Origin of the sequence: Flavobacterium piscis (assembly GCF_001686925.1) — a bacterium.
Taxonomy (GTDB): Bacteria; Bacteroidota; Bacteroidia; order Flavobacteriales; family Flavobacteriaceae; genus Flavobacterium; species Flavobacterium piscis.
Genome location: NZ_LVEN01000046.1, coordinates 363,475 through 383,832, shown reverse-complemented (window position 1 = coordinate 383,832; position 20,358 = coordinate 363,475). Strand labels below are relative to the sequence as shown.

At 30.6% G+C, this 20,358-nt stretch carries 21 protein-coding genes; 14 read left to right on the top strand and 7 right to left on the bottom strand.

The features are described from left to right. From FLP_RS22810 to FLP_RS22760, 11 genes are all read left to right on the top strand, one after another. A complete protein-coding gene (locus tag FLP_RS22810; RefSeq protein ID WP_207797852.1) occupies window positions 1-390 on the top strand; it encodes a hypothetical protein in 390 nt (129 codons plus the stop codon). A 119-nt stretch (window positions 391-509) separates the two neighbouring features. Next, window positions 510-2,189, top strand: a complete 1,680-nt coding sequence (locus FLP_RS22805) for a DUF6909 family protein (RefSeq protein WP_065451785.1) — start codon at window positions 510-512, stop codon at window positions 2,187-2,189. Between the two features lie 152 nt (window positions 2,190-2,341). Then, window positions 2,342-3,181 (top strand): hypothetical protein, encoded by an 840-nt coding sequence (locus FLP_RS22800; RefSeq protein WP_243397616.1) that lies wholly within the window; start codon window positions 2,342-2,344, stop codon window positions 3,179-3,181. Between the two features lie 43 nt (window positions 3,182-3,224). Then, window positions 3,225-3,746, top strand: a complete 522-nt coding sequence (locus FLP_RS22795) for a hypothetical protein (protein WP_065451783.1) — start codon at window positions 3,225-3,227, stop codon at window positions 3,744-3,746. Between the two features lie 67 nt (window positions 3,747-3,813). Next, window positions 3,814-5,058, top strand: coding sequence for an oligosaccharide flippase family protein (locus FLP_RS22790; RefSeq protein WP_065451782.1), 1,245 nt, complete (start codon window positions 3,814-3,816; stop codon window positions 5,056-5,058). Beyond that, window positions 5,051-6,040: a glycosyltransferase family 2 protein gene (locus tag FLP_RS22785; RefSeq protein WP_065451781.1), complete on the top strand. Its 990-nt coding sequence runs from the start codon at window positions 5,051-5,053 to the stop codon at window positions 6,038-6,040. The genes FLP_RS22790 and FLP_RS22785 overlap by 8 nt, the downstream gene beginning before the upstream one ends. Then, entirely contained in the window at window positions 6,037-7,365 is a 1,329-nt protein-coding gene (locus FLP_RS22780) for a hypothetical protein (protein WP_065451780.1), read from the top strand. Before FLP_RS22785 ends, FLP_RS22780 begins: the two co-directional genes overlap by 4 nt. Continuing rightward, window positions 7,343-8,491 (top strand): glycosyltransferase, encoded by a 1,149-nt coding sequence (locus FLP_RS22775; protein WP_065451779.1) that lies wholly within the window; start codon window positions 7,343-7,345, stop codon window positions 8,489-8,491. Before FLP_RS22780 ends, FLP_RS22775 begins: the two co-directional genes overlap by 23 nt. After that, window positions 8,478-9,722 carry an O-antigen ligase family protein gene (locus FLP_RS22770; protein ID WP_065451778.1) on the top strand — a complete coding sequence of 415 codons (1,245 nt, stop codon included), beginning with the start codon at window positions 8,478-8,480 and terminating at the stop codon, window positions 9,720-9,722. The genes FLP_RS22775 and FLP_RS22770 overlap by 14 nt, the downstream gene beginning before the upstream one ends. After that, window positions 9,703-10,815, top strand: a complete 1,113-nt coding sequence (locus FLP_RS22765; protein ID WP_065451777.1) for a glycosyltransferase — start codon at window positions 9,703-9,705, stop codon at window positions 10,813-10,815. The genes FLP_RS22770 and FLP_RS22765 overlap by 20 nt, the downstream gene beginning before the upstream one ends. 73 nt (window positions 10,816-10,888) lie before the next feature. After that, window positions 10,889-11,872 (top strand): UDP-glucuronic acid decarboxylase family protein, encoded by a 984-nt coding sequence (locus FLP_RS22760; RefSeq protein ID WP_041519840.1) that lies wholly within the window; start codon window positions 10,889-10,891, stop codon window positions 11,870-11,872. Between the two features lie 56 nt (window positions 11,873-11,928). On the opposite strand, the gene FLP_RS22755 is transcribed toward FLP_RS22760, so the two are convergent. From FLP_RS22755 to FLP_RS22740, 5 genes are all read right to left on the bottom strand, one after another. Continuing rightward, window positions 11,929-13,116, bottom strand: coding sequence for a glycosyltransferase family 4 protein (locus FLP_RS22755; protein WP_065451776.1), 1,188 nt, complete (start codon window positions 13,114-13,116; stop codon window positions 11,929-11,931). Then, window positions 13,116-14,204 (bottom strand): non-hydrolyzing UDP-N-acetylglucosamine 2-epimerase, encoded by a 1,089-nt coding sequence (gene wecB / locus FLP_RS22750; RefSeq protein WP_065451775.1) that lies wholly within the window; start codon window positions 14,202-14,204, stop codon window positions 13,116-13,118. The genes FLP_RS22755 and wecB overlap by 1 nt, the downstream gene beginning before the upstream one ends. Window positions 14,205-14,408: 204 nt before the next feature. Continuing rightward, a complete protein-coding gene (locus FLP_RS25805; RefSeq protein WP_243397582.1) occupies window positions 14,409-14,723 on the bottom strand; it encodes an ORF6N domain-containing protein in 315 nt (104 codons plus the stop codon). Window positions 14,724-14,726: 3 nt separating this feature from the next. Then, entirely contained in the window at window positions 14,727-14,939 is a 213-nt protein-coding gene (locus FLP_RS25800; protein WP_243397581.1) for an ORF6N domain-containing protein, read from the bottom strand. 42 nt (window positions 14,940-14,981) lie between these two features. Further along, window positions 14,982-16,292: a phenylacetate--CoA ligase family protein gene (locus FLP_RS22740; RefSeq protein WP_065452015.1), complete on the bottom strand. Its 1,311-nt coding sequence runs from the start codon at window positions 16,290-16,292 to the stop codon at window positions 14,982-14,984. A gap of 132 nt (window positions 16,293-16,424) precedes the next feature. Between FLP_RS22740 and purD the strand changes: the two genes are divergently transcribed. Further along, complete coding sequence (gene purD / locus FLP_RS22735) at window positions 16,425-17,699, top strand: phosphoribosylamine--glycine ligase (RefSeq protein ID WP_065451774.1); 1,275 nt, start codon at window positions 16,425-16,427, stop codon at window positions 17,697-17,699. Here the strand turns inward: purD and FLP_RS25795 are convergent. Next, window positions 17,691-17,921: a DUF6341 family protein gene (locus tag FLP_RS25795; RefSeq protein WP_065451773.1), complete on the bottom strand. Its 231-nt coding sequence runs from the start codon at window positions 17,919-17,921 to the stop codon at window positions 17,691-17,693. The two genes, purD and FLP_RS25795, sit on opposite strands and share 9 nt — an antisense overlap. Before the next feature lie 141 nt (window positions 17,922-18,062). Here FLP_RS25795 and FLP_RS22725 point away from each other — a divergent pair, with 141 nt between their 5' ends. Then, window positions 18,063-18,992 (top strand): DUF6427 family protein, encoded by a 930-nt coding sequence (locus FLP_RS22725; protein ID WP_065451772.1) that lies wholly within the window; start codon window positions 18,063-18,065, stop codon window positions 18,990-18,992. Here FLP_RS22725 and upp read toward each other — a convergent pair. Next, on the bottom strand, window positions 18,987-19,640 hold the full coding sequence (gene upp, locus FLP_RS22720) for a uracil phosphoribosyltransferase (protein ID WP_065451771.1): 654 nt from the start codon (window positions 19,638-19,640) through the stop codon (window positions 18,987-18,989). The genes FLP_RS22725 and upp overlap by 6 nt on opposite strands. A 111-nt stretch (window positions 19,641-19,751) precedes the next feature. Here upp and FLP_RS22715 point away from each other — a divergent pair, with 111 nt between their 5' ends. Beyond that, a complete protein-coding gene (locus FLP_RS22715; protein WP_065452014.1) occupies window positions 19,752-20,357 on the top strand; it encodes a DUF4254 domain-containing protein in 606 nt (201 codons plus the stop codon). The last annotated feature ends 1 nt before the right edge of the window (window position 20,358 follow it).

Genomic DNA, 20,358 nt, shown 5'->3' with positions numbered 1-20,358 from the left:
TTGGAAAATCATATAGCATACGAGAAGGTTAGAAATCGAGAATGTGATTTTATAGTCGAATATCGTTTTTTTTCTCCAGAAGAAGGAGGCAGAAAAACTGGAAATCCTATTCAGGGTTATCGTTCCGATTTTATGTATTCAGATGATGAAAATCTAAAAAAGTTATGGATGATCTGGCCAGAATTTTTAGATCATGAAAATAATATCATTTTAGATAAATCTATAAGTGTTCCAACTTCAGGAAAAGCAAAAATGTGGGTAATAAATGAAGCAAATCATGAATTGCACAAATCAAGAATAAAAATGGGATTAAAAGGATTTTTTATGGAAGGGCCTCATAAAGTAGCCGAATGTGAGGTAATTCGAATTGTAAATCTTAGTTTAAAATAAATGTTATTAAATAATGACATGAATAGATTTGAAGTGAATTGACATTTTAAATTCCTAATTTCGCTTAATAATATACATATTACATCTTCTCAAACAGAGGATTTTTTAAATAAAATAGCATGAAAGAAACCAAAAATATATCAAGATCAAGAGCGCAGGAATCATCTGCAGCCATCGAAAAAATGTACATTACAATGCGTCACCTATTCAATCGTGGTTTTTATAAACCAATGGGAGTTTCGGGTGATAGTTTACGTGAATCATTATTGGCATTACGTCCGGAAATTTACGGAAACATAGGCGAAGAAAAAGTAGAACTAAACGGACTTTTGTACGTTATAGAACGTTTACCAATAGGAATCGAACAATGCCGATTCATCAATTTAACTTCAGACGAAGGATATTCTAAATCGCATTTTCAGGCAATCGTTCCTCCAAAAAGGCGACGTAATTGTTACAGAATCGATGAGGAACAAATGAATGTTGAAATCACTCGCGGGAGATCAGATATTTATGATATCCTGACGCATTTGACATTTATTTTTATTGAATCTCATAAAATCAAAAACAGAGTTTTATTAGACGATGGTGGCGAAGTTTCGCGCGATTGGTTAAAATTAGAACAAGCCGTTTTACAAACCAAAAAGCTTTCTCAAATAGAAAAAGAAAAAGCAATTTCGCATGTTGCGAATATCTTAGCCCGAACTTTTGAGGAGGTTTTGGATATTTATGATGCTTTTGGTTCAGAAAATGCTCCTGATCGTTTCCTGCACGTTATTTATTGGTTAGGAAAATTAGCCATCGAAGAAGTTATCGAGAACAATAAGCGTACTATAACTTTTAGTCCTGTATTGAGAGAGCGTTTAGGACACCATATTCACGGTGAAATCTGGGCAACCAACATCAAGGAAGTGCTTAAGGCAAACAACCTGTTAAAGCGTCCAATTCACGTAATAAGTGCTAATATGCATAGCGTGATGAATTCTATTTTTGCAACACCGTTGTTGAAAACGAAATTCAAGGATAAGTCAGATTTTTATATCTATGAAGAATTAAGCAAATCAGGTGCAAAAGAAACCAGAAGCATTGTCGAGGAATTAGCCTTAAAAAATGGTATGATTTCACTACCTGATAGTTCAGGAACGAATATCGATGTTCAGATTTTTGATACTGCCAAAATTGACTGGGCAAAAACAGCATTTCCAAAAACTGTTGTTGATGAAGCAGCTCCTGTTATTATTGTAATGGATTATGCTTTTGGTGAGCAGGCTTACGAAACGATCGATGAACTTTTAAAACCATACAAAAAAGAAACTTTACTAAATGTAAAATCAGTTTCGATAATGGGTAAAGCAGGAATCCTTGAAGGCGGAAAAGGCGATATCATGATCCCTACAGCGCATATAAACGAAGGAACGGCGGATAATTATTTCTTCGAAAATGAATTAACTGGCGCTATGTTCGAAGGAAATGACATTGCCGTTTTTGAAGGTGCCATGGTTACCGTTTTAGGAACATCATTACAAAATAGAGATTTACTGAAATTCTTTCACGAATCGACCTGGGGAGTAATTGGTCTTGAAATGGAAGGATCTTACTATCAGAAAGCCATTCAATCGGCATCAAAAATCAGAAAAAGTGTTCCGCACGATATCAAAGTTCGTTATGCGTATTATGCCTCAGATAATCCTCTTGAAACCGGAAGTACATTAGCTTCAGGCGGATTAGGAACCACAGGTGTAAAGCCAACGTATTTGATTACTATTAAAATTTTGGAACAAATTTTCAACGTAAAATAAAAAAATAAATGAGTACAAAAGTACCCCAAAACAATGAAGATCAAGAAATTGATTTAGGTGTGATTTCAAAAAAAATAAATAATTTTTTTCTGGGAATTGGCACTTCTATTTTTAGAATAATTCAGTTTTTTATTCGAAACTGGATCATTGTTTTGATTTTAGTTCTGGCCGGATTTGTTTTGGGGTGGTTTTTAGATAGTACTCAAAAGAGTTATGAACATGAGATTATTGTAGCACCTAATTTTGGAAGCACAGATTATTTGTATGCGAAAATTGATTTAATCAATTCTAAGATTAAAGAAGTTGACACTCTTTTTTTAAAGAATAATGTGGGGATTCAGCAACCCAAAAATTTAAATATTATAGAAGTTAAACCAGTAGCTGATGTTTATAATTTCATTAAAAATAAGCCGGAAAATTTCGAATTAATAAAGTTGATGGCTGAAGATGGTGATATAAAAAAGGTGCTGGAAGACAATATGACCAGTAAAAATTACACCTATCAAACTATTATTTTATCGACTAAAAAGAAAATATCTGAAGATAATTTGATAAAACCACTTTTAAAGTATTTGAACACAACAGATTACTATAATAAAATTCAAAAAGAGGTTTATAAAAATATAGAAGTCAAAATGAAACAAAATGATTCTATAATAAAACAGATTGATGGCATATTAAGTAATTTTTCAAACTCCACAAGTGGAGCCCGGAAAAATGAAAAACTGATGTATTATAATGAAAACACACAGTTAAATGATATTTTAAAAACCAAAAAAGATTTGATTAATGAACAAGCAAATCATAGGATAGATTTAATTGGCTATGATAAGATTATAAAAGAAAATAGTGTTACTACCAATTTAGAATCTATTAAATATGTGAAAGGTTATTTAAAGTTTATATTGCCTATTTTATTTATTGTTCTATTTGGTTTTGTATATCTTTTTAAAGCTTTTTATAATAGGCAAAAGGAGTTAACTACTTTCTAATTCTTTTTAATATTAAAATTATATTTTTGTCAAAAAATTGAATATGAATATAAAAATAATAATTATAGCTTTTATTTTTGGATTGTTTTTCTCTTCTTGTAAAGAAGAAAAAAAAACTGTGGTAAAGAATGATTACTCTGTTACTATTGAGGGGGTCTTTTTGAAAAATGATAAACTGCAAGTTTTTTATTTAATAGATGGTAGCGATTGGAAAGATGAAAATTCTGTTTCGCAACCTATATATGCATCGAATGAAATGCAAAAAATTGTATTACATTTTCCTGAAAAAATAGTTCCTGTAAATATAAGGGTTGACTTAGGTTTTAATTCTACACAATCAAATATTACTATTAAAAATATTTCGGTTAAACATAAATCAAAAGTAATTAATGGTGATTTTGAAAAGTATACAAAATATTTTTATCCAAATGAATTTGTAACTTGGGACCCCAATTATTTTGGATATAAACTAAGTGTTGTTAATGAGAAGTATGACCCATTTTTAATGGGAAATGATGAACTGGTGATTCAATTAGTTAAAATAAGTGATGATTATAACTTGTAGACCAAAAAATAACTTTTTTAGCTGCAAATAGTCATGATTGACTTTCGATCTCTTTATTAATAAAGTAATGAATTTAAAAAAAATAAAAATTAAAGAGATTCGAAATTATATAATCTACGGCTCAGGTCAGTTTATTAATTTATTATCGCCTTTATTAATAGCTCCCTATGTAATTTCAGTTTGTGGAATCGAGCAATGGGGAAAAATTGGTGCTGCAACTTCTGTTTATATAATTCTGGGAATATTTATTGATTTTGGTTCTCAGCTTTTAGGTGTTAAAGAAATAAGCTCAAATAAAAACAACCAGGAGAATGTTCGAAACTATTTAAGTATAACTTATGCCTTCCGTTTAATCGTTCTATTGCTTATTTCTACAGGATGTATTTTGTTTTTTATTACGTTTCGAAATCTTGATTTCAAACTCTATTCTTGGGGTTTATGGGCTCTGATTGCGCAATTTTTTAATCCGATTTGGTTTTATATAGGAGTAGAAAATTTTAAACGAATTAATAAAATAATCATCGTATCTAAGACTGTTTACATACTCTTTGTGTATTTAATTGTAAAGCAAAAATCAGATTATATTTATGTTGTTTTTTTACTGGGATTATCAAATACACTTGTTTATTCTTATTATTACTTTAAGATATTTAAGACTTATGATATGTCATTGTTATCAGTTTCTAAGAGTAAATTGATCAGTAATGTGAAAAAAGAATTTCCTATTGTCATCTCAAATTTATCAATATCAGTTTATACAAATTTCCCCATTTTAATTATAAAATTTGTGCTAGGAGATTTTTATGCCGGAATTTATAAAATTGGAGACATGTTTTTGAATATCCTAAGAAGTTATTTAGTTGTTTTTTTTAATGTAAGTTTTCCTAAATTTTGTAACCTCTATGGGATAAATAAAAATGAAGCAATTTTGTATTTAAAGAGAATAAACATTGTTAATATTACCTTTTTACTATTAATGATTATTGTTTTATACTTTGTTTCATTTTTCTTAATTAATACATTTGAAATAGACCAAAAGCTTAAAGATTCTTTTTTATTTTGCACGAACTTTTTATTTATTTCATTGATAATTGCGTTAAATGTGCCTTTTTATCAAATACTATTATTGAAAAACCGTCAAAAAAATATTGCCAGAATATCCTTTTTTGGCGCAATGCTAATGTTTGTTAGCTGCTATTTTTTATCATTAAATTTCAATTTAAAAGGAAGTATAATTTCAATATATGTTGTAGAAACCTTTATTACAATTTGTATTATAATGGCTAGTATATCACTTAAAAGAAATGAATAAGTCACTAAATGTTCCGGCAGAATTAGATGCAGCTCTTTTGAATTGTAAAGTGTACATTGTACTTCTAAATTATAACGGATCTGCTGATACGATAGAATGTTTAGAAAGTTTACAAAATTTAAATTACTCAAATTATCAGGTTTTAATTATTGATAATAGTCAGGTAGATTCACCTTTTATAACTTTATTAAATTGGGCAATTCTTAAGAATATTAAATTTGATCAAACCACCGAGTCGGAACTTGATCTTGAAATATTTCAACAACAATTTGTTTTTGTAAAAGCACAACAAAACAATGGTTTTGCTGCCGGAAATAATATTGCTTTAATGGCGATTTTAAAGGTTTCCGGATTTGATGATTACGTTTGGTTGTTAAACAATGACACAGTTGTTGACAAAGAAGCTTTAAAAAATCAGATTTCATATGTACTAAAACCTGAGAATAAAAGAATCGGGATTTTAGGAAGTAAATTAATTTATTATTTCGATCAGGATAAAATACAGGCAATTGGAGGAAAATTTAATGAAAACTTTTATATCACAACACATGTTGGAGAAGGAGAATCAATAAAAAAAAATAAAGAAGAATTTCAGGAAATCGATTATGTAGTAGGAGCTTCAATGCTTGTATCGCGTCAGTTTTTAAAAGAAGTTGGTACATTAAATGAAGACTTTTTTCTTTATTATGAAGAATTAGATTGGGCAAATAGAGCAAAAAAACAAAACTGGACATTAGATTGGTGTGAAGATTCTATTGTTTTTCATAAAGAAGGAGCAAGTATAGGATCGTCGTATAAATCAACACAAAAGTCTTTTTTTTCTGAGATTAATATATTCAAGAGCAGAAAAATTTTCATTAAAAAATATTACAAACCTGGTCTGCGATTTTATGTCGCCAGTTTGCTATTGATTTTAAACAGAGTAAGAAAAGGCAAACTTAAATTAGGATTAGCGTTGTTAAAGATTACTTTTGAAAAATGAAAATAAGTGTAAAAACCGTAGTATTTTTTATTGTGCTATTAATGGCTATGTATCAAGATTTTCCTTTGGTAAATATCTTTGGAGAAATTGCACGATCGCCGATTGTTTTTTTTACACTTCCAATGTTACTGTATTTATTAATGCATCAAAAATTAATATTTTCTAAGTATACACGATATTTTATTTACTATTTGTTTTACCTGATTTTATTATCCGTAATATTTTTACCTATTGTTTACTTTGCTAATGGATCTTTTTTAGTCTTAAAAGAGAATATAATTATTAAAGCCATCAAATTATTAGTTTACCCAATCTCAATTTTGATTTTTTACCAGTTTGTTTATACATTGCTCATTAGCGGAAAAAACAGTTTTAATTCACTTTTTAATGCCGTTTTTAGTGTCCAGATTCTAACAGGTATTTACTTGATTTTTGAAGTATTTTTTTTAAAGAAAGCTTTAATTTTTGCTTCATTTTTGCATTCGAATAATATAAAGTATTACAGAGTCAGATTGTTTACTTATGAAGAAAGCTGGGCTGGTACAATATTGACATTTCTTATTTTTTTGCCTATCTTTTTAGTCAATTATTTAGATAAACCCAAAAAGATAAAACGCAGCGTTTACATAATTTCTGGTTTTATATTTTTGTTATATACATTGTTTAGCGAGTCAAAAGGATATTTATTACTGGTCGTTATTTCGGTTTTGCCAATGACAGTTAATTATTTGTATAAACATGAGAAATTCAAAAAATTTTTATTAGTTGGATCTCCAATTCTTATTTTAGTCATAATTTTTGTATGCATAATTTTGCAAAAAAATATTGACGAACAATTACATTCAAGTATAACATTTGGTACAAGATTTACATCGTATCTGGCCTCGATACAAGTTTTTTTAACGCATCCTTTTGGAATTGGCTGGTCAGGATTTATTTATTATTTTCCTGAAGCCATTAGAGATGTCATCAATACATCATGGGTAAGTACATTAAATTTAAACGAAATAAAAGTATACTTAACGACTACAAAAGCATTATCAACCAAGACAGATTTTTTTGATAATTTAATGTATGGAGGTGTTGCTTTTTTCATTTTTCACTATCAATTCTTTATTAAAAGATATTTTTTCTTTTCAAAATTTAATCAGCAAAATCTTTTTTTTGTAAAAGTTCCTTTATTATTTTGCATCTTGGCAGGAGTTATTTACATCACTTATTATATAAAATACGAAGTCTGGTTTTTAATGGCTTTTTTAGATGTATTGCAAAGTCGAATGAGTAATAAAAAATCAAATATTGATGAAGATAGTCGTTGTAGCTAGTTTTTTTCCTTATCCTGCTTATTTTGGTGGTGCTTATGATGTTTTAGAACGCATCAAAGGATTAAAATACTTAGGACATGATGTTGATTTGATTTGTACGTGCAAAGAAAAACCTGATGATAAAAACGTTCTTTTTATGAAGCAATTCATAAATGAGCTTATAATTGTTCCCAGAAAAAATAAATTAGGTTATATATTTTATAGTGAGCCACTTCAGGCTGTTTCCAGAAAATTGCTAAAAAAAATAACGTTGCAACGGGAATATGATTATGCAATTTTGGAATCTGAAAGCGTCGGAAAAATACTTGAGAACAATAGTTTAAAAGCAAAAAATATTATAATAAGAGTACATAACAATGAAGCTAATTATTTTAATGAATTATCAAAAAGCACAAAAAACTTCAAAAATAAAATATACTATTATCTTGAATCATTAAAATTTAAAAGTTATTCCAGAAATATTTTTAAGCAATCAGATCGATTATGGTTTATTTCGAATAAAGAAATAAACAACACAAAAGATTTAAATTTATCTAATAAGTCGATCCATCTTCCGGCATCTGTTAATAGTAAATTTGTAAAACAGGAACTATCTACAAAAAATGTACTTTATGTAGGCGCTTTATTTGTCCCAAATAATATGGAAGCTATTATTTGGTATTTAAAAAATGTACATTCTTTGTTAGTTGACGAACATAATTACAAACTGACAATCGTGGGAAGTACGGGAGAATTTGAATCTGAAACATATCAAAAAATATTGGCTGGTTATTCTAATGTTGAGATTTACTTAAATCAAAAAGATTTAAGTAATCATTATTCCAATGCAACAGTTTTTATAAATCCAATGTTACATGGAGCAGGGGTAAAGTTAAAATCGATAAATGCAATTCAAAATGGACTGGTTTTGGTTTCTTCAAAAACCGGAGCCGAAGGTATTGGTTTAATAAAAAATGAAATGTATCTGGAGGCAATGAGCCCAAACGATTTTGTAAAGGCGATTTTAAAAGTGTTTAAGATGAAAATAGAAGACAGACAAGAAATGGTTGGAAACGCACAGCAGTTTTTAAATCAAAACAACTATTTGTCTATTTTAAAAAATGAATTTCAGGATGAGCAAAAGTAAAATAGGCTTTTATAATTATGCAACGATATTTTTAGCATCGTTTCCAATACTCGGACTTAAAAAAACGACTTTGGCGGTTATTTTGTGGTCGTTTTTTTCGCTTATTATTTTACTTTCTGAAAAAACATATCGATCAGTTCTAAAAATGGACAAAATTAATATGTTGGTTTTATCAGCGTATTATTTGGCATTTGTAATTGGTTTTTTCTTTATCGAGGATAAAATTTTAGCAACTAAATTTTTAGAAAAAAACATCGCTTTTTTGATTTTTCCGGTTTTTATGATTGTAAATAAAAATTTGATTTATAACGATACTTTAAAAAAAACAATACAGGTTTTTATACTTTCCAATATTATCTTAGCCGCCTATATCTGGATTGTCATTTTATCTAATGGATATTTAAAAGTAATGCAATCAGATACTTATTACAATCCAATTATCAGAAATTTTTTTAGTGATATATCCGAAATTCACCTTCCTTATTTGGGTATTTTATTTGTGTTTTCAAGTTTAATGCTGCTGCAGGATATTTTTTCAAGTAAAATAAAAATTACGAATTTAAATATTTTGAGATGTTTAGGTATTGGTTTATTGGTTTTCTCCGTGATTAGTTTTGCGGCAAGATTAGCTCTTGTTTTATTTTTATTGATTTCGCTTTTTTTACTATTTAAAATAACTACTTCTATCTGGAGCAAAATTATTTTTGTTAGTGTTTTACTTTCAGTGGTTTTTTTAACTTTTGTAATTCCATCTTCTAAGAAGAGAATCGATGAGATTTACAACACGAAACTTATATTACCGAACAAAAATCAAAAATCAGAAGAGGTTAATTTTAGATATGGAATCTACCATTGTACAAGTTTAATTTTAAAAGATAATTGGATAACAGGCGTTGGTCCCGGAAACGTTCAAAAGGATTTAAATAGCTGTTATAGTGATTATACATATAAAAATTACGATGATTACTCCAAAATAGATTATAACTCACACAATCAGTATTTGGACATCTTGCTTAAATATGGTATTTTTGGTTTAGTCTTGTTTTTAGTTTTTTTATTTTGGGGAATAGCAAACACCAATTTGTCATATAGAATTTTTTTATTTTTAATATTGATGGCAATGCTAACCGAAAACATATTGGATAGACAAGTTGGAATTATATTTTTCACTTTCTTCAATTCTCTTTTTTTTATAAACCCAACAAATTATTTTGAAAAAAGCACTAATTAGCGATTGGTATTATGTAAACGGAGGTGCTGAAAAAGTAATACATTCGATAAATTCAATCTGGGAAGATTTTGATAATTTTGCCCTTATTGATTTTTTGAATGACGAAGATCGAGCCTATATTTTAAATGGAAAAAAAGCCAAAACAAGTTTTATTCAAAAGCTGCCAACTGCAAAACAAAATCATAGAAAGTTTTTACAATTATTTCCAATTGCAATTGAGCAGTTTGATTTAACAGATTATGAATTAATTATAAGTTCCTCATCATCTGTGGCAAAAGGGGTTAGGACTCATAAAAACCAATTACATATTTGTTACTGTCATTCTCCAATGCGATATGCCTGGGATTTGGAGGATCAATATTTAAAAGATTCAGGCTTAGACAAAGGTTTAAAGGGATTTTATGCAAAATATGTTTTGAATAAGATCAGAGAATGGGATGTTACAAATTCAGAAAATGTAGATTATTTTATTGCTAATTCCAATCATATCGCCCAAAGAATAAAGAAAATTTACAATCGTGAATCAACGGTCATTTATCCTCCCGTTGATATTGATTTTTTTACTTTAGAAGAACAAAAAAAGGATTATTATTTTACGGCATCAAGATTAGTTTCATATAAAAAAACACAATTAATTGTTGAAGCTTTTAATGAATTGCCTCATTTAAAACTGATTGTTGCAGGTAATGGACCAGAATTTGAAAAACTTCAAAAGATAGCCAAAAGCAACATAGAATTTGTTGGTTTTGTAGATATTTCGATATTAAAAGATTACATGCAAAAAGCTAAAGCATTTGTTTTTGCAGCCGAAGAAGATTTTGGAATTATTCCTGTAGAAGCACAAGCTTGCGGAACACCTGTAATCGCTTTTGGAAAGGGAGGAACATTAGAAACAGTTGTTGAAAATAAGACGGGTATTTTTTTTCAGGAACAATCAGCTAAAAGTATAAAAGAAGCAATAATTCTTTTTGAAAAGATAAAATTCGATCCAAAAATTATTAGAGAGCAGGCTTTGAAATTTTCGAAGCAACGTTTTGAAGATGAAATTAAAGACTTTGTTGAAGAAAAATTTAAAGTTTTCAGAGTTTTTTAATTTAGAAAAGATCACCCAAATACATTCCTATAATTTTCAAATCAGTTACATTTGCGATGTATAAATAATTACTATGAAAAGAATACTTATTACCGGAGCTGCAGGATTTTTAGGATCGCATTTGTGCGACCGTTTTATCAAAGAAGGATATTATGTTATCGGGATGGATAATTTGATCACTGGAGATCTTAAAAACATAGAACATTTATTCAAACTAGAGCATTTTGAATTTTACCATCATGATATCACCAAGTTTGTACACATTCCGGGTGATTTAGATTATATTTTGCATTTTGCTTCGCCAGCAAGTCCGATAGATTACTTGAAAATTCCAATTCAGACCTTGAAAGTTGGGTCTTTGGGAACACATAATTTATTAGGATTAGCGCGCGTAAAAAAAGCCAGAATTTTGATTGCTTCAACTTCTGAAGTTTACGGAGATCCATTGGTTCACCCACAAACAGAAGAATATTACGGAAACGTAAATACAATTGGGCCACGCGGCGTTTATGACGAGGCAAAACGTTTTCAGGAATCCATAACAATGGCGTATCATACATTTCACGGAGTAGAAACCAGAATCGTGCGTATTTTTAATACTTACGGACCAAGAATGCGTTTAAACGACGGACGTGTAATTCCGGCATTTATTGGCCAGGCTTTGCGCGGAGAAGATTTAACGATTTTTGGAGACGGAATGCAAACACGTTCTTTTTGTTACGTGGACGATCAGGTCGAAGGTATTTTCAGGTTATTGCACTCAGATTATGTATATCCGGTAAATATTGGAAATCCGGACGAAATCACCATTAAAGATTTTGCAGAAGAGATCATCAAACTAACAGGAACGAACCAAAAGGTAGTCTATCATCCATTACCAATAAATGATCCGTTACAACGCCAGCCGGACACTACAAAAGCAAAAGAGTTGTTGGGTTGGGAAGCAAAAGTGAGTCGTTCTGAAGGAATGAAAATTACTTACGATTATTTCAGGTCACTTTCTAAAGAAGAACTTTCAAAAGAAGAACACAAAGATTTTTCGAGTTATATAAAATAAAAAAACGGGCAAATATTCAATTAGATATTTGCCCGTTTTCATTTTATTGAAGTTGCTTAAAAAGCATTATTTTCGATTAATTCTTTCATTTGTCGATCAAGGTTAAAGTTTTCTTTTGCATGAAGAAAAATATCTTTTTTCATCTTTTGAATTTCAACTTTACCTAATTCGGAAATTTGTATTAAAGTCGCATTTAATTGCTGAAAATCTTCTACAGGAACAACCCAACCCAGATTATTTTCTTCGACAATATTTTCACCTTCGCCTCCTCCAAAATAAAAAACAGGAAAACCCAAAGCACTATATTCAAATATTTTTGAAGGAACAGAACCGTAAATTCTCGTTTTAAGCGGAACCAAAGCAATATCTAAATCCTTCAATTTCTCATGTAAAACATTGCGTTCTAACATGCCGTGAAAAATTATCTTTTTAGTGGGATTTTGATTGAGGTAATTCAAAATTTGAGTTTTCTCAGCACCATCACCAAAAATATGCAATTCGACATTTAAATTCTCCAAATTCAATTGCTGAATAAGTTCAAAAACTCCTTGCGCAACGCCCAATAATCCTGCGTAAAACAGTTTTATTGGTTCGGCAGAATTTTCTTTTCCTTCTGGAAAATCTTCCAAAAAATGATCCGGATAATTTCGATACAAAAAGCATTTTTTCTCAGGAAAAATCGAATGAATATGTGTAATAATTTCATTGGACTGACCAAAAATATGAGTAGCTTTTTTATAGATAAACCTTTCTATAAAAAGTAGGATTTTATGCGAAACACTGTTTTTCTTTAGCACTTCAAGTTCAATAGCAGCTGTTGGCCAAAGGTCGGAAACATTCAGTATAATTGTCTTTCGTTTTAACCAAAGCGTAAAAACAGAGACAAAAGAAAGCAATAAGGGCGGCGATTGCACAATTACTTTTTTGGGCGTTTTGGCAAATAATAAATAGAAAAATAAAGTTGTCGAAAACGAAAGCGTCGAAACAATTCGTTTAAAAATATTCGAACTATTACTCGGATAAATCCAGAGGCGTTTTAGTATAATATTCTGAACCTTTTCTGTAACAGAAAATTTGCCTTTATATTCCGGAAATAATTTGCCTTTTGGATAATTGGGCAACGGAGAAATCACCGAAACTTCATAGCCGTTTTGATTTAATTTCAAGGCAAGTTGTTCGATTCTATTGGCAGCGGCACCTTTTTCGGGTGGATAATAATTGGATATGATTAAAATGTCCTTCATTATTTTTTATCCAATAAAATTGAAATAATTCTTTCAGATGCTTTTCCGTCCCATAATTCCGGAATGCCACTTTTTCTTGCGCCATTTTTCAGGAACTCACCAAATACTTTTTGTAAATTTTCTAAAGAAGTTCCCACAATAGTATTCGACCCCACGGTTTCTGTTTCAGGGCGTTCGGTATTATTTCGCATGGTAAAACAAGGAATTCCAAGAACAGTTGTTTCTTCGGATATTCCTCCGCTATCGGTAATAACCGCAAAACTATTTTTGATCAAATACATAAAATTTAAATAACCTTGCGGTGAAACAAAAATGATGTTTTTGAATTTGATTTCGCTTTCGCCTAAAATTGCCTGAGTTCTTGGATGAATCGGAAATAGTATTTTTTTGTTGTCGACTAAAGTATCGATTCCGTGCAGAAGTTCGATCAAAGAAGAAACTTCATCGACATTTCCAGGACGATGTAAGGTTAGAATAATATAATTTTTTTCGTTTAATTGATGTTCATCCCAAAAATCAGGAGCAGCAATACGATTTAAATTTTGGTATAAAGTATCGATCATCACATTTCCCACAAAGTGAATGTGATCAGGATCAGATCCTAGCTTTAATAAATTTTCTGAGGCAGAAGTTGAGGTTGTAAAAAAGTAATCGGTAATACTATCCGTCAGCATTCTATTGATTTCTTCCGGCATTGATAAGTCGCCAGAACGAATTCCCGCTTCGACATGCGCTACTTTTGTGTTACATTTTTTAGACACAATCGAACACGCCATAGTCGAATTGACATCGCCAACAACCAAAACCAAATCACAAGGATTTTGAATCAGTTCTTTCTCAAAAGCAATCATGATCGCAGCAGTTTGTTCGGCCTGAGAACCACTTTTTACTTCGAGATTTACGTTTGGCTTCGGAATATTTAATTCTTCAAAAAAAGTATCGCTGAGGTTTTTATCATAATGCTGACCTGTGTGAACCAATCGAAATGAAACATCAAAACCTTGATTTTGCTTGTTTTTTATAGCATTAATAATGGGGGCAATTTTTATAAAATTAGGTCTCGCACCCGCGATTATGGTGATTTTCATAAGTAGATTGGATTCGGTCTAAAAACTTTCTTCTGGCAAAAGTAAAGTTTAAATTGGAATCTGGAGAGATTGAGATGTTTTCTTCAAAGTTTAATGGATTTTTTGAAGCAAATCTTAAAACTGTTTAGAATTGGAGGTCACAATTTGTGACCTCCAATTATTCATTAATTTTTTAAGGTCGCAAACTTCGACCTTAGAGAATTGTTATTTTTTATAGCCAATTTTTACTCTTTCGCTTTCTTCTTCTTTTTTCTCTGTTAATTCATCTAAATAAGAAAAAACCAATTCGATATTCTTATCATGGTTTTCTAACTTCTTCTGAATCTGCAGAATATCAACTTTAATTTCAGTTGTATCCAAAAGCATTTGTCTCACTTTCATGAAAATTCGCATGATTTGAATATTGGTTTGAATTGCTTTGTCACTTTTTAATATGCTTGAGAGCATTAAAATGCCATGTTCTGTAAAAGCAAAAGGTAAATATTTTTGATGTTCTCCTCGTCCTTTCTTTAAGGTCACAATTTATGACCTTAAAGAATCATATTCTATTTTATTAAGTTCAAACATGAAATCTTCAGGAAATCTTGATATATTTCGTTTTACAGCTTGTTTTAAAACCTTTGTTTCTACTTCGTAAAGAGATGCTAAGTCAGTATCAAGCATCACTTTTTGGCCACGTATAAAATATATTTTGTCTGAAATAGTTTCTTCAGAAAGTAAAGATTGATCGTCCATAAGTTTTTAATTAAAAAAAACAAATGTAAGATTTTATTTATATTATAAATAAGACTTGAATTGTTTTAGCTTTCCACTTTTACTTCTTTCCAAAACTGTTTTTTGTGAAAAAGTAAAGTTTAAATTGGGTTCAAGATATAAAGTAATTGCCTTTTCTATTTTTTGAATTTGATCTTTATCTAATGTTGTATCTGAAACATATTCAATTTCAAAGCAATCTATTTGCGTTTGTTTGATGATAAATTCCTTTACATTTCCGTCATCTTCAACGATGCTTTTGGTCACGTAATAAAAGGTTAATCCAGGCGATTTTTTTCCGCTTGGGAGAATTGCAATATCATTAGTTCTGCCAATTAGTTTTTTTAAGATTGGCTTTTGAGGAGAACTTTTTTCGTCTAAAATACCAATATCGCCAATTTCATATCTTATAAAAGGGTGCGCTTTATTAAAAAGAGAAGTAATCACAATCCGGCCTTCTTCCCCGTAAGGGAGAACATTATTATTCTCATCTAATATTTCGACGAATAACGTTTCAGCATTGACTTGCCATTCTCCGTTTGGATTTTCAAAAGCTATCAAATCTAGTTCCGAAGCGCCGTATTCATTGATAACCGGAACTCCGAATTGCTTTTCCAACAGTTTTTTATCCGATTCAAAAAGCATTTCAGATGTCACAAAACAAGCTTTTAAAGTCGGACAAATTTCATTTAAAATAATATTCTTTTGTTCTAAATATTTAGCAAATAAAACAATCGAACTCGTATAACCGTTGATATAATCGAATTTTTTAGTTTTAAATTTTCGAAAGAATTGCTCCAGAATTTCATCAGATAAATCGAAAACCGGAAAACGAAAACGATGCGTTAAAAAATCTTTAAATCGTTCTTTTTTGTATCCAATAAAATCCATCGGAATGCCATAAAAACGAGCCTGATATGAACGATTAAAATCGATTTTGTACCAGCCAAAACGCATAAAAATAGATCTCCAGGTTAAAGCGTGACAATACTTATCTTTAGCAAAAACAAACGGAGTTCCGCTGGCTCCGGATGTTTTGTTGAGGTAAATATTTTTTCGCGAGTAGCCTTTTGACAGTCTTTCGTCAAGAGGTTTTTGTAGATTTTGTTTGTTCAGAATAGGTAAGTCTTCCCATTTCAAATCCGTTTTATTCCCTACTAATTGTTGATAAAATGAATTGTTTTGAAGATGAAAATCAACAATTTCTTCTTTTTTATTTTGAAGAAAAACAGCATATTCCTCTTGAGATAAATTCACGATTTTATCCATTTCAGCTTTGGCTTTCTTTATAGGAAAACCATTTAGTTGAAGCGAAATATCAAAAATAGAAATCATTTGGGACTGAATTTTCATCAAAAATAATATTATCAAATTACTAACAGAGAAGAATCAACAACTTTTTAAGATTTAATTATTTTTTACGTACAAAAGCAATTATTTTTGCACCACAACTAAATACAACTACACATGACAATTTTACTATTGGGATCAGGCGGAAGAGAACATGCTTTTGCGTGGAAAATGATTCAGAGTCCGCTTTGCGAAAAACTTTTTGTTGCACCGGGAAATGCGGGAACGGCTGCAATTGCTACAAACGTGGCAATGTCTCCAACAGATTTTGATGCCATAAAAGCATTCGTAATTCAGGAAAATGTAAAAATGGTGGTCGTAGGGCCGGAAGATCCTTTGGTAAAAGGGATTTACGATTATTTTAAAAACGATGAAAGTTTACAGCATATTCCGGTTATCGGACCATCAAAATTAGGAGCTCAACTTGAAGGAAGCAAAGAGTTTGCTAAAGAATTCCTGATGAAACACAACATTCCAACAGCAGCTTATGATAGTTTTACTGCCGAAACTGTAGAAAAAGGATGTGCATTCTTAGAAACATTACAACCTCCGTACGTTTTAAAAGCAGATGGTTTAGCTGCAGGAAAAGGAGTTTTGATTATTCAGGATCTTGAAGAAGCAAAAACAGAATTAAGAAACATGTTGGTTCACGAAAAATTTGGAGCAGCAAGTTCAAAAGTAGTGATCGAAGAATTCCTGGACGGAATCGAGTTAAGCTGTTTTGTTCTGACAGATGGAAAAAGCTATAAAATTCTTCCAACAGCAAAAGATTACAAACGTATTGGCGAAGGCGATACAGGATTAAATACAGGCGGAATGGGAGCAGTTTCTCCAGTTCCTTATGTTGATGCTGTTTTGATGGAAAAAATCGAAACCCGTATCGTTAAACCAACAATTGAAGGTTTCCAAAAAGATGGAATCGAATATAAAGGCTTTGTATTTATTGGTTTAATCAATGTAAAAAACGAACCAATTGTTATTGAATACAACGTGAGAATGGGTGATCCTGAAACTGAAGTTGTGGTTCCAAGATTAAAATCTGATTTAGTAGCATTGTTTCAGTCTGTTGCAGATCAAAAATTAGATACTTTCGAATTAGAAGTTGATCCAAGAAGTGCGACTACAATTATGGTAGTTTCCGGTGGATATCCTGAAGATTTTGAAAAAGGAAAAGTAATTACGGGATTAGAAAATATTACAGATTCTATAGTTTTTCACGCAGGTACAAAATTAGATGGCGAAAATGTCGTTAGTAATGGAGGACGTGTATTGACTGTAACATCTTACGGAGACGATTTTCAACAGGCCATAAAAAAATCTTACCAAAATATAGATAAACTAAATTTTGATAAGATGTATTTTAGAAAAGATATTGGCTTCGACTTACTTTAAAAAAGAGTGAGCTGTAGTATCTTGATTTTCTGTTCCGGCGTCATCAAAAATGCGTAATTGTTTAATCCAGTAAACGATTGCGCATGCGCAGATGATCATAAAAATCCAGTTAATAGTATTAGCACCAAACCAAGTAACAAGTTCTAGGTGACGTAAAAAGTCAAGTGGAGCAAATAAAATGTTAACGAATAAGTATTGTATTCCTTCGAAAAAAGCTGTCATAATTTATAAAATTATATGTTATTTATTGTTGTGTAACGCATTGAAGTTAAAATTCAAATAATAGAATCTTTTTTCAACTTGTTGGGTTTTCCTTTTTAAACAAGTATTATATTTACAATCACAAAAGTATAAAATATCCTTATGATAACAAGTGTTTTTAAAAAATCTACGCCATTAAATTATTCATTGGTCGTAATTTTAATACTGGTTTTCTTTTTTATTTTTCAAATTAAAGATCCATCATGGGTGAGTTCTTATTTTTTGGCGTTTCAAAAAGTAAGTTTACTACTCTTTATTTTAGCCTCTTTTTTCCTGGTTAATTTTATCGTAAAAAAGAACGGACTCAGTAAAGACAATGGTTACGCGATACTTTTCTATTTATTGTTTATATTATTCTTTCCCACGATTTTTAATAATGCCAATGTCATATATGCTAACTTTTTTATTCTCTTAGCGCTTCGAAGATTAATTTCGTTACAGTCATTAAAAGCTTCAAAAGAAAAAATATTCGATGCTTCTTTTTGGATTTTAATAGCTGCTTTATTTCAATTTTGGTGTGTTCTTTTCCTAATTTTGGTATTTATATCGATTGTTTTTCATGCCTCGAGAGATTATCGAAACTGGATTTTACCTTTTATTGCGCTTTTGGCAGTATCAATAATTTTTTTATTGATCTCCTTAATCTTCCATATTAACATAATAGAGTTTTTTCAGAAACGTGCTGTAATCGATTTTAATATTACTTATTTCAAGAGTAATTACGAGAATGGAGCACTTTCAATATATGTTGCAGTTGCCTTATTTTTTGTCACATCAATGTTGATGACTTTGTCAAACAGACCACAAATTGTACATTCATCTTACAAAAAAATAGTAGCCTGTTTTTTTATTGCAGCCCTTGTTTATATTATTTCACCGGATAAAAGCAATGATTTACTGTTATTAAGTATTGCTCCATTGACCATTATGGCGGCAAGTCACGTAGAATATATGCAGCAAAAACTCAACAACGAAATTGTTTTTTATGTACTTATTGCGTGTAGTTTATTTACGTATTTCTCTCAACTATAATTTACTTCCGTAAGCAAGATCACCCGCGTCTCCAAGGCCCGGAATAATGTAATTTTTATCGTTCAATTTCTCGTCGAGAGCAGCCACCCACAAATGGCAGTTTTCAGGTAAGCTTTTTTCAAGAAAAGCAATTCCTTCAGGAGCGGCGATAACCACCACAATATGAATTTCTTTTGGAGTCGCATTCTGAATTAGTTTTTCATGCACCGCCACAATAGACTGACCTGTTGCCAACATTGGGTCAAGCAATAAAACCGTTTTATCATTAATGTTAGAAACAGCCTGATATTCAACCCGAATTTCGAATTCATGATCATTATTAGGATGGTACCTGCAAGCCGAAACAAAGCTGTTTTCAGCATGGTCAAAATAGTTTAAAAAACCATTATGAAGTGGTAAACCGGCTCTAAGAATAGAACATAAAACCAGATCACTTTCTATTTCGGTTGTTTTTTTAATGCCAAGCGGAGTCTCAATTTCAACCTCTTTATACGATAAATCTTTGCTCAGTTCATAAGCCATAATTTCGCCAATTCGCTCAATATTTCTTCTAAAACGCATACTGTCGTTCTGAACGTTTATGTTTCTGATTTGACCTAAAAAATGATTTAATACGCTATTATTTTCAGAAATATAATGGATTTTCATAATAAAAATTTAGAATTATCAATGGTTTACAGTACGATAACGAAAAATTCATCGTTTTATTCGCACGATAAAAGTATAAAAAGTATCTTTGTAACTCTAACAAATAAACACATGTTTTCAAAATTAGCCTATTCAGTTTTCGAACAAAGCATCAAAGATTATCACCAGTTTGATAATGTAGATCAACCTATAAATAATCCTTATCCGAAGGATAAATTCGAACATTTATTATATCTAAAAAACTGGATTGACACTGTTCAATGGCATTTTGAAGATATAATTCGTGATCCGCAAATTGATCCGGTAGCAGCGCTTACTTTAAAAAGAAGAATCGATGCCTCTAATCAGGAGCGTACTGATATGGTAGAATATATCGATAGCTACTTTTTGCAAAAATACAGCGATGTAAAAGCAAAAGACGGAGCAAAAATCAATTCTGAAAGTCCTGCATGGGCTTTTGACAGATTGTCTATCCTGGCCTTAAAAATTTATCACATGCAGGAAGAAGCGACTCGTGCAGAGGCTTCGCAAGAGCACAGAGATAAATGTCAGGAAAAATTAAACATCCTTTTAGAACAAAGAAGCGACTTATCAACAGCAATTGATGATTTGCTTGCTGATATCGAAAATGGAGATAAATTCATGAAAGTGTACAAACAAATGAAAATGTACAATGACGATGAATTGAATCCTGTTTTATACCAAAATAAGAAATAAT

Bases quoted from the DNA above. Each gene is read 5' to 3' on its own strand.
- wecB (WP_065451775.1), bottom strand. From the start codon at position 14,204: ATGAAAATCACCATAATCGCGGGTGCGAGACCTAATTTTATAAAAATT.
- FLP_RS22790 (WP_065451782.1), top strand. From the start codon at position 3,814: ATGAATTTAAAAAAAATAAAAATTAAAGAGATTCGAAATTATATAATC.
- FLP_RS22760 (WP_041519840.1), top strand. From the start codon at position 10,889: ATGAAAAGAATACTTATTACCGGAGCTGCAGGATTTTTAGGATCGCAT.
- FLP_RS22805 (WP_065451785.1), top strand. From the start codon at position 510: ATGAAAGAAACCAAAAATATATCAAGATCAAGAGCGCAGGAATCATCT.
- upp (WP_065451771.1), bottom strand. From the start codon at position 19,640: ATGAAAATCCATTATATTTCTGAAAATAATAGCGTATTAAATCATTTT.
- FLP_RS22755 (WP_065451776.1), bottom strand. From the start codon at position 13,116: ATGAAGGACATTTTAATCATATCCAATTATTATCCACCCGAAAAAGGT.
- FLP_RS22785 (WP_065451781.1), top strand. From the start codon at position 5,051: ATGAATAAGTCACTAAATGTTCCGGCAGAATTAGATGCAGCTCTTTTG.
- FLP_RS22770 (WP_065451778.1), top strand. From the start codon at position 8,478: ATGAGCAAAAGTAAAATAGGCTTTTATAATTATGCAACGATATTTTTA.
- FLP_RS22725 (WP_065451772.1), top strand. From the start codon at position 18,063: ATGATAACAAGTGTTTTTAAAAAATCTACGCCATTAAATTATTCATTG.
- FLP_RS22715 (WP_065452014.1), top strand. From the start codon at position 19,752: ATGTTTTCAAAATTAGCCTATTCAGTTTTCGAACAAAGCATCAAAGAT.
- FLP_RS25795 (WP_065451773.1), bottom strand. From the start codon at position 17,921: ATGACAGCTTTTTTCGAAGGAATACAATACTTATTCGTTAACATTTTA.
- purD (WP_065451774.1), top strand. From the start codon at position 16,425: ATGACAATTTTACTATTGGGATCAGGCGGAAGAGAACATGCTTTTGCG.
- FLP_RS22780 (WP_065451780.1), top strand. From the start codon at position 6,037: ATGAAAATAAGTGTAAAAACCGTAGTATTTTTTATTGTGCTATTAATG.
- FLP_RS22795 (WP_065451783.1), top strand. From the start codon at position 3,225: ATGAATATAAAAATAATAATTATAGCTTTTATTTTTGGATTGTTTTTC.
- FLP_RS22740 (WP_065452015.1), bottom strand. From the start codon at position 16,292: ATGATTTCTATTTTTGATATTTCGCTTCAACTAAATGGTTTTCCTATA.
- FLP_RS22775 (WP_065451779.1), top strand. From the start codon at position 7,343: ATGAAGATAGTCGTTGTAGCTAGTTTTTTTCCTTATCCTGCTTATTTT.
- FLP_RS25800 (WP_243397581.1), bottom strand. From the start codon at position 14,939: ATGGACGATCAATCTTTACTTTCTGAAGAAACTATTTCAGACAAAATA.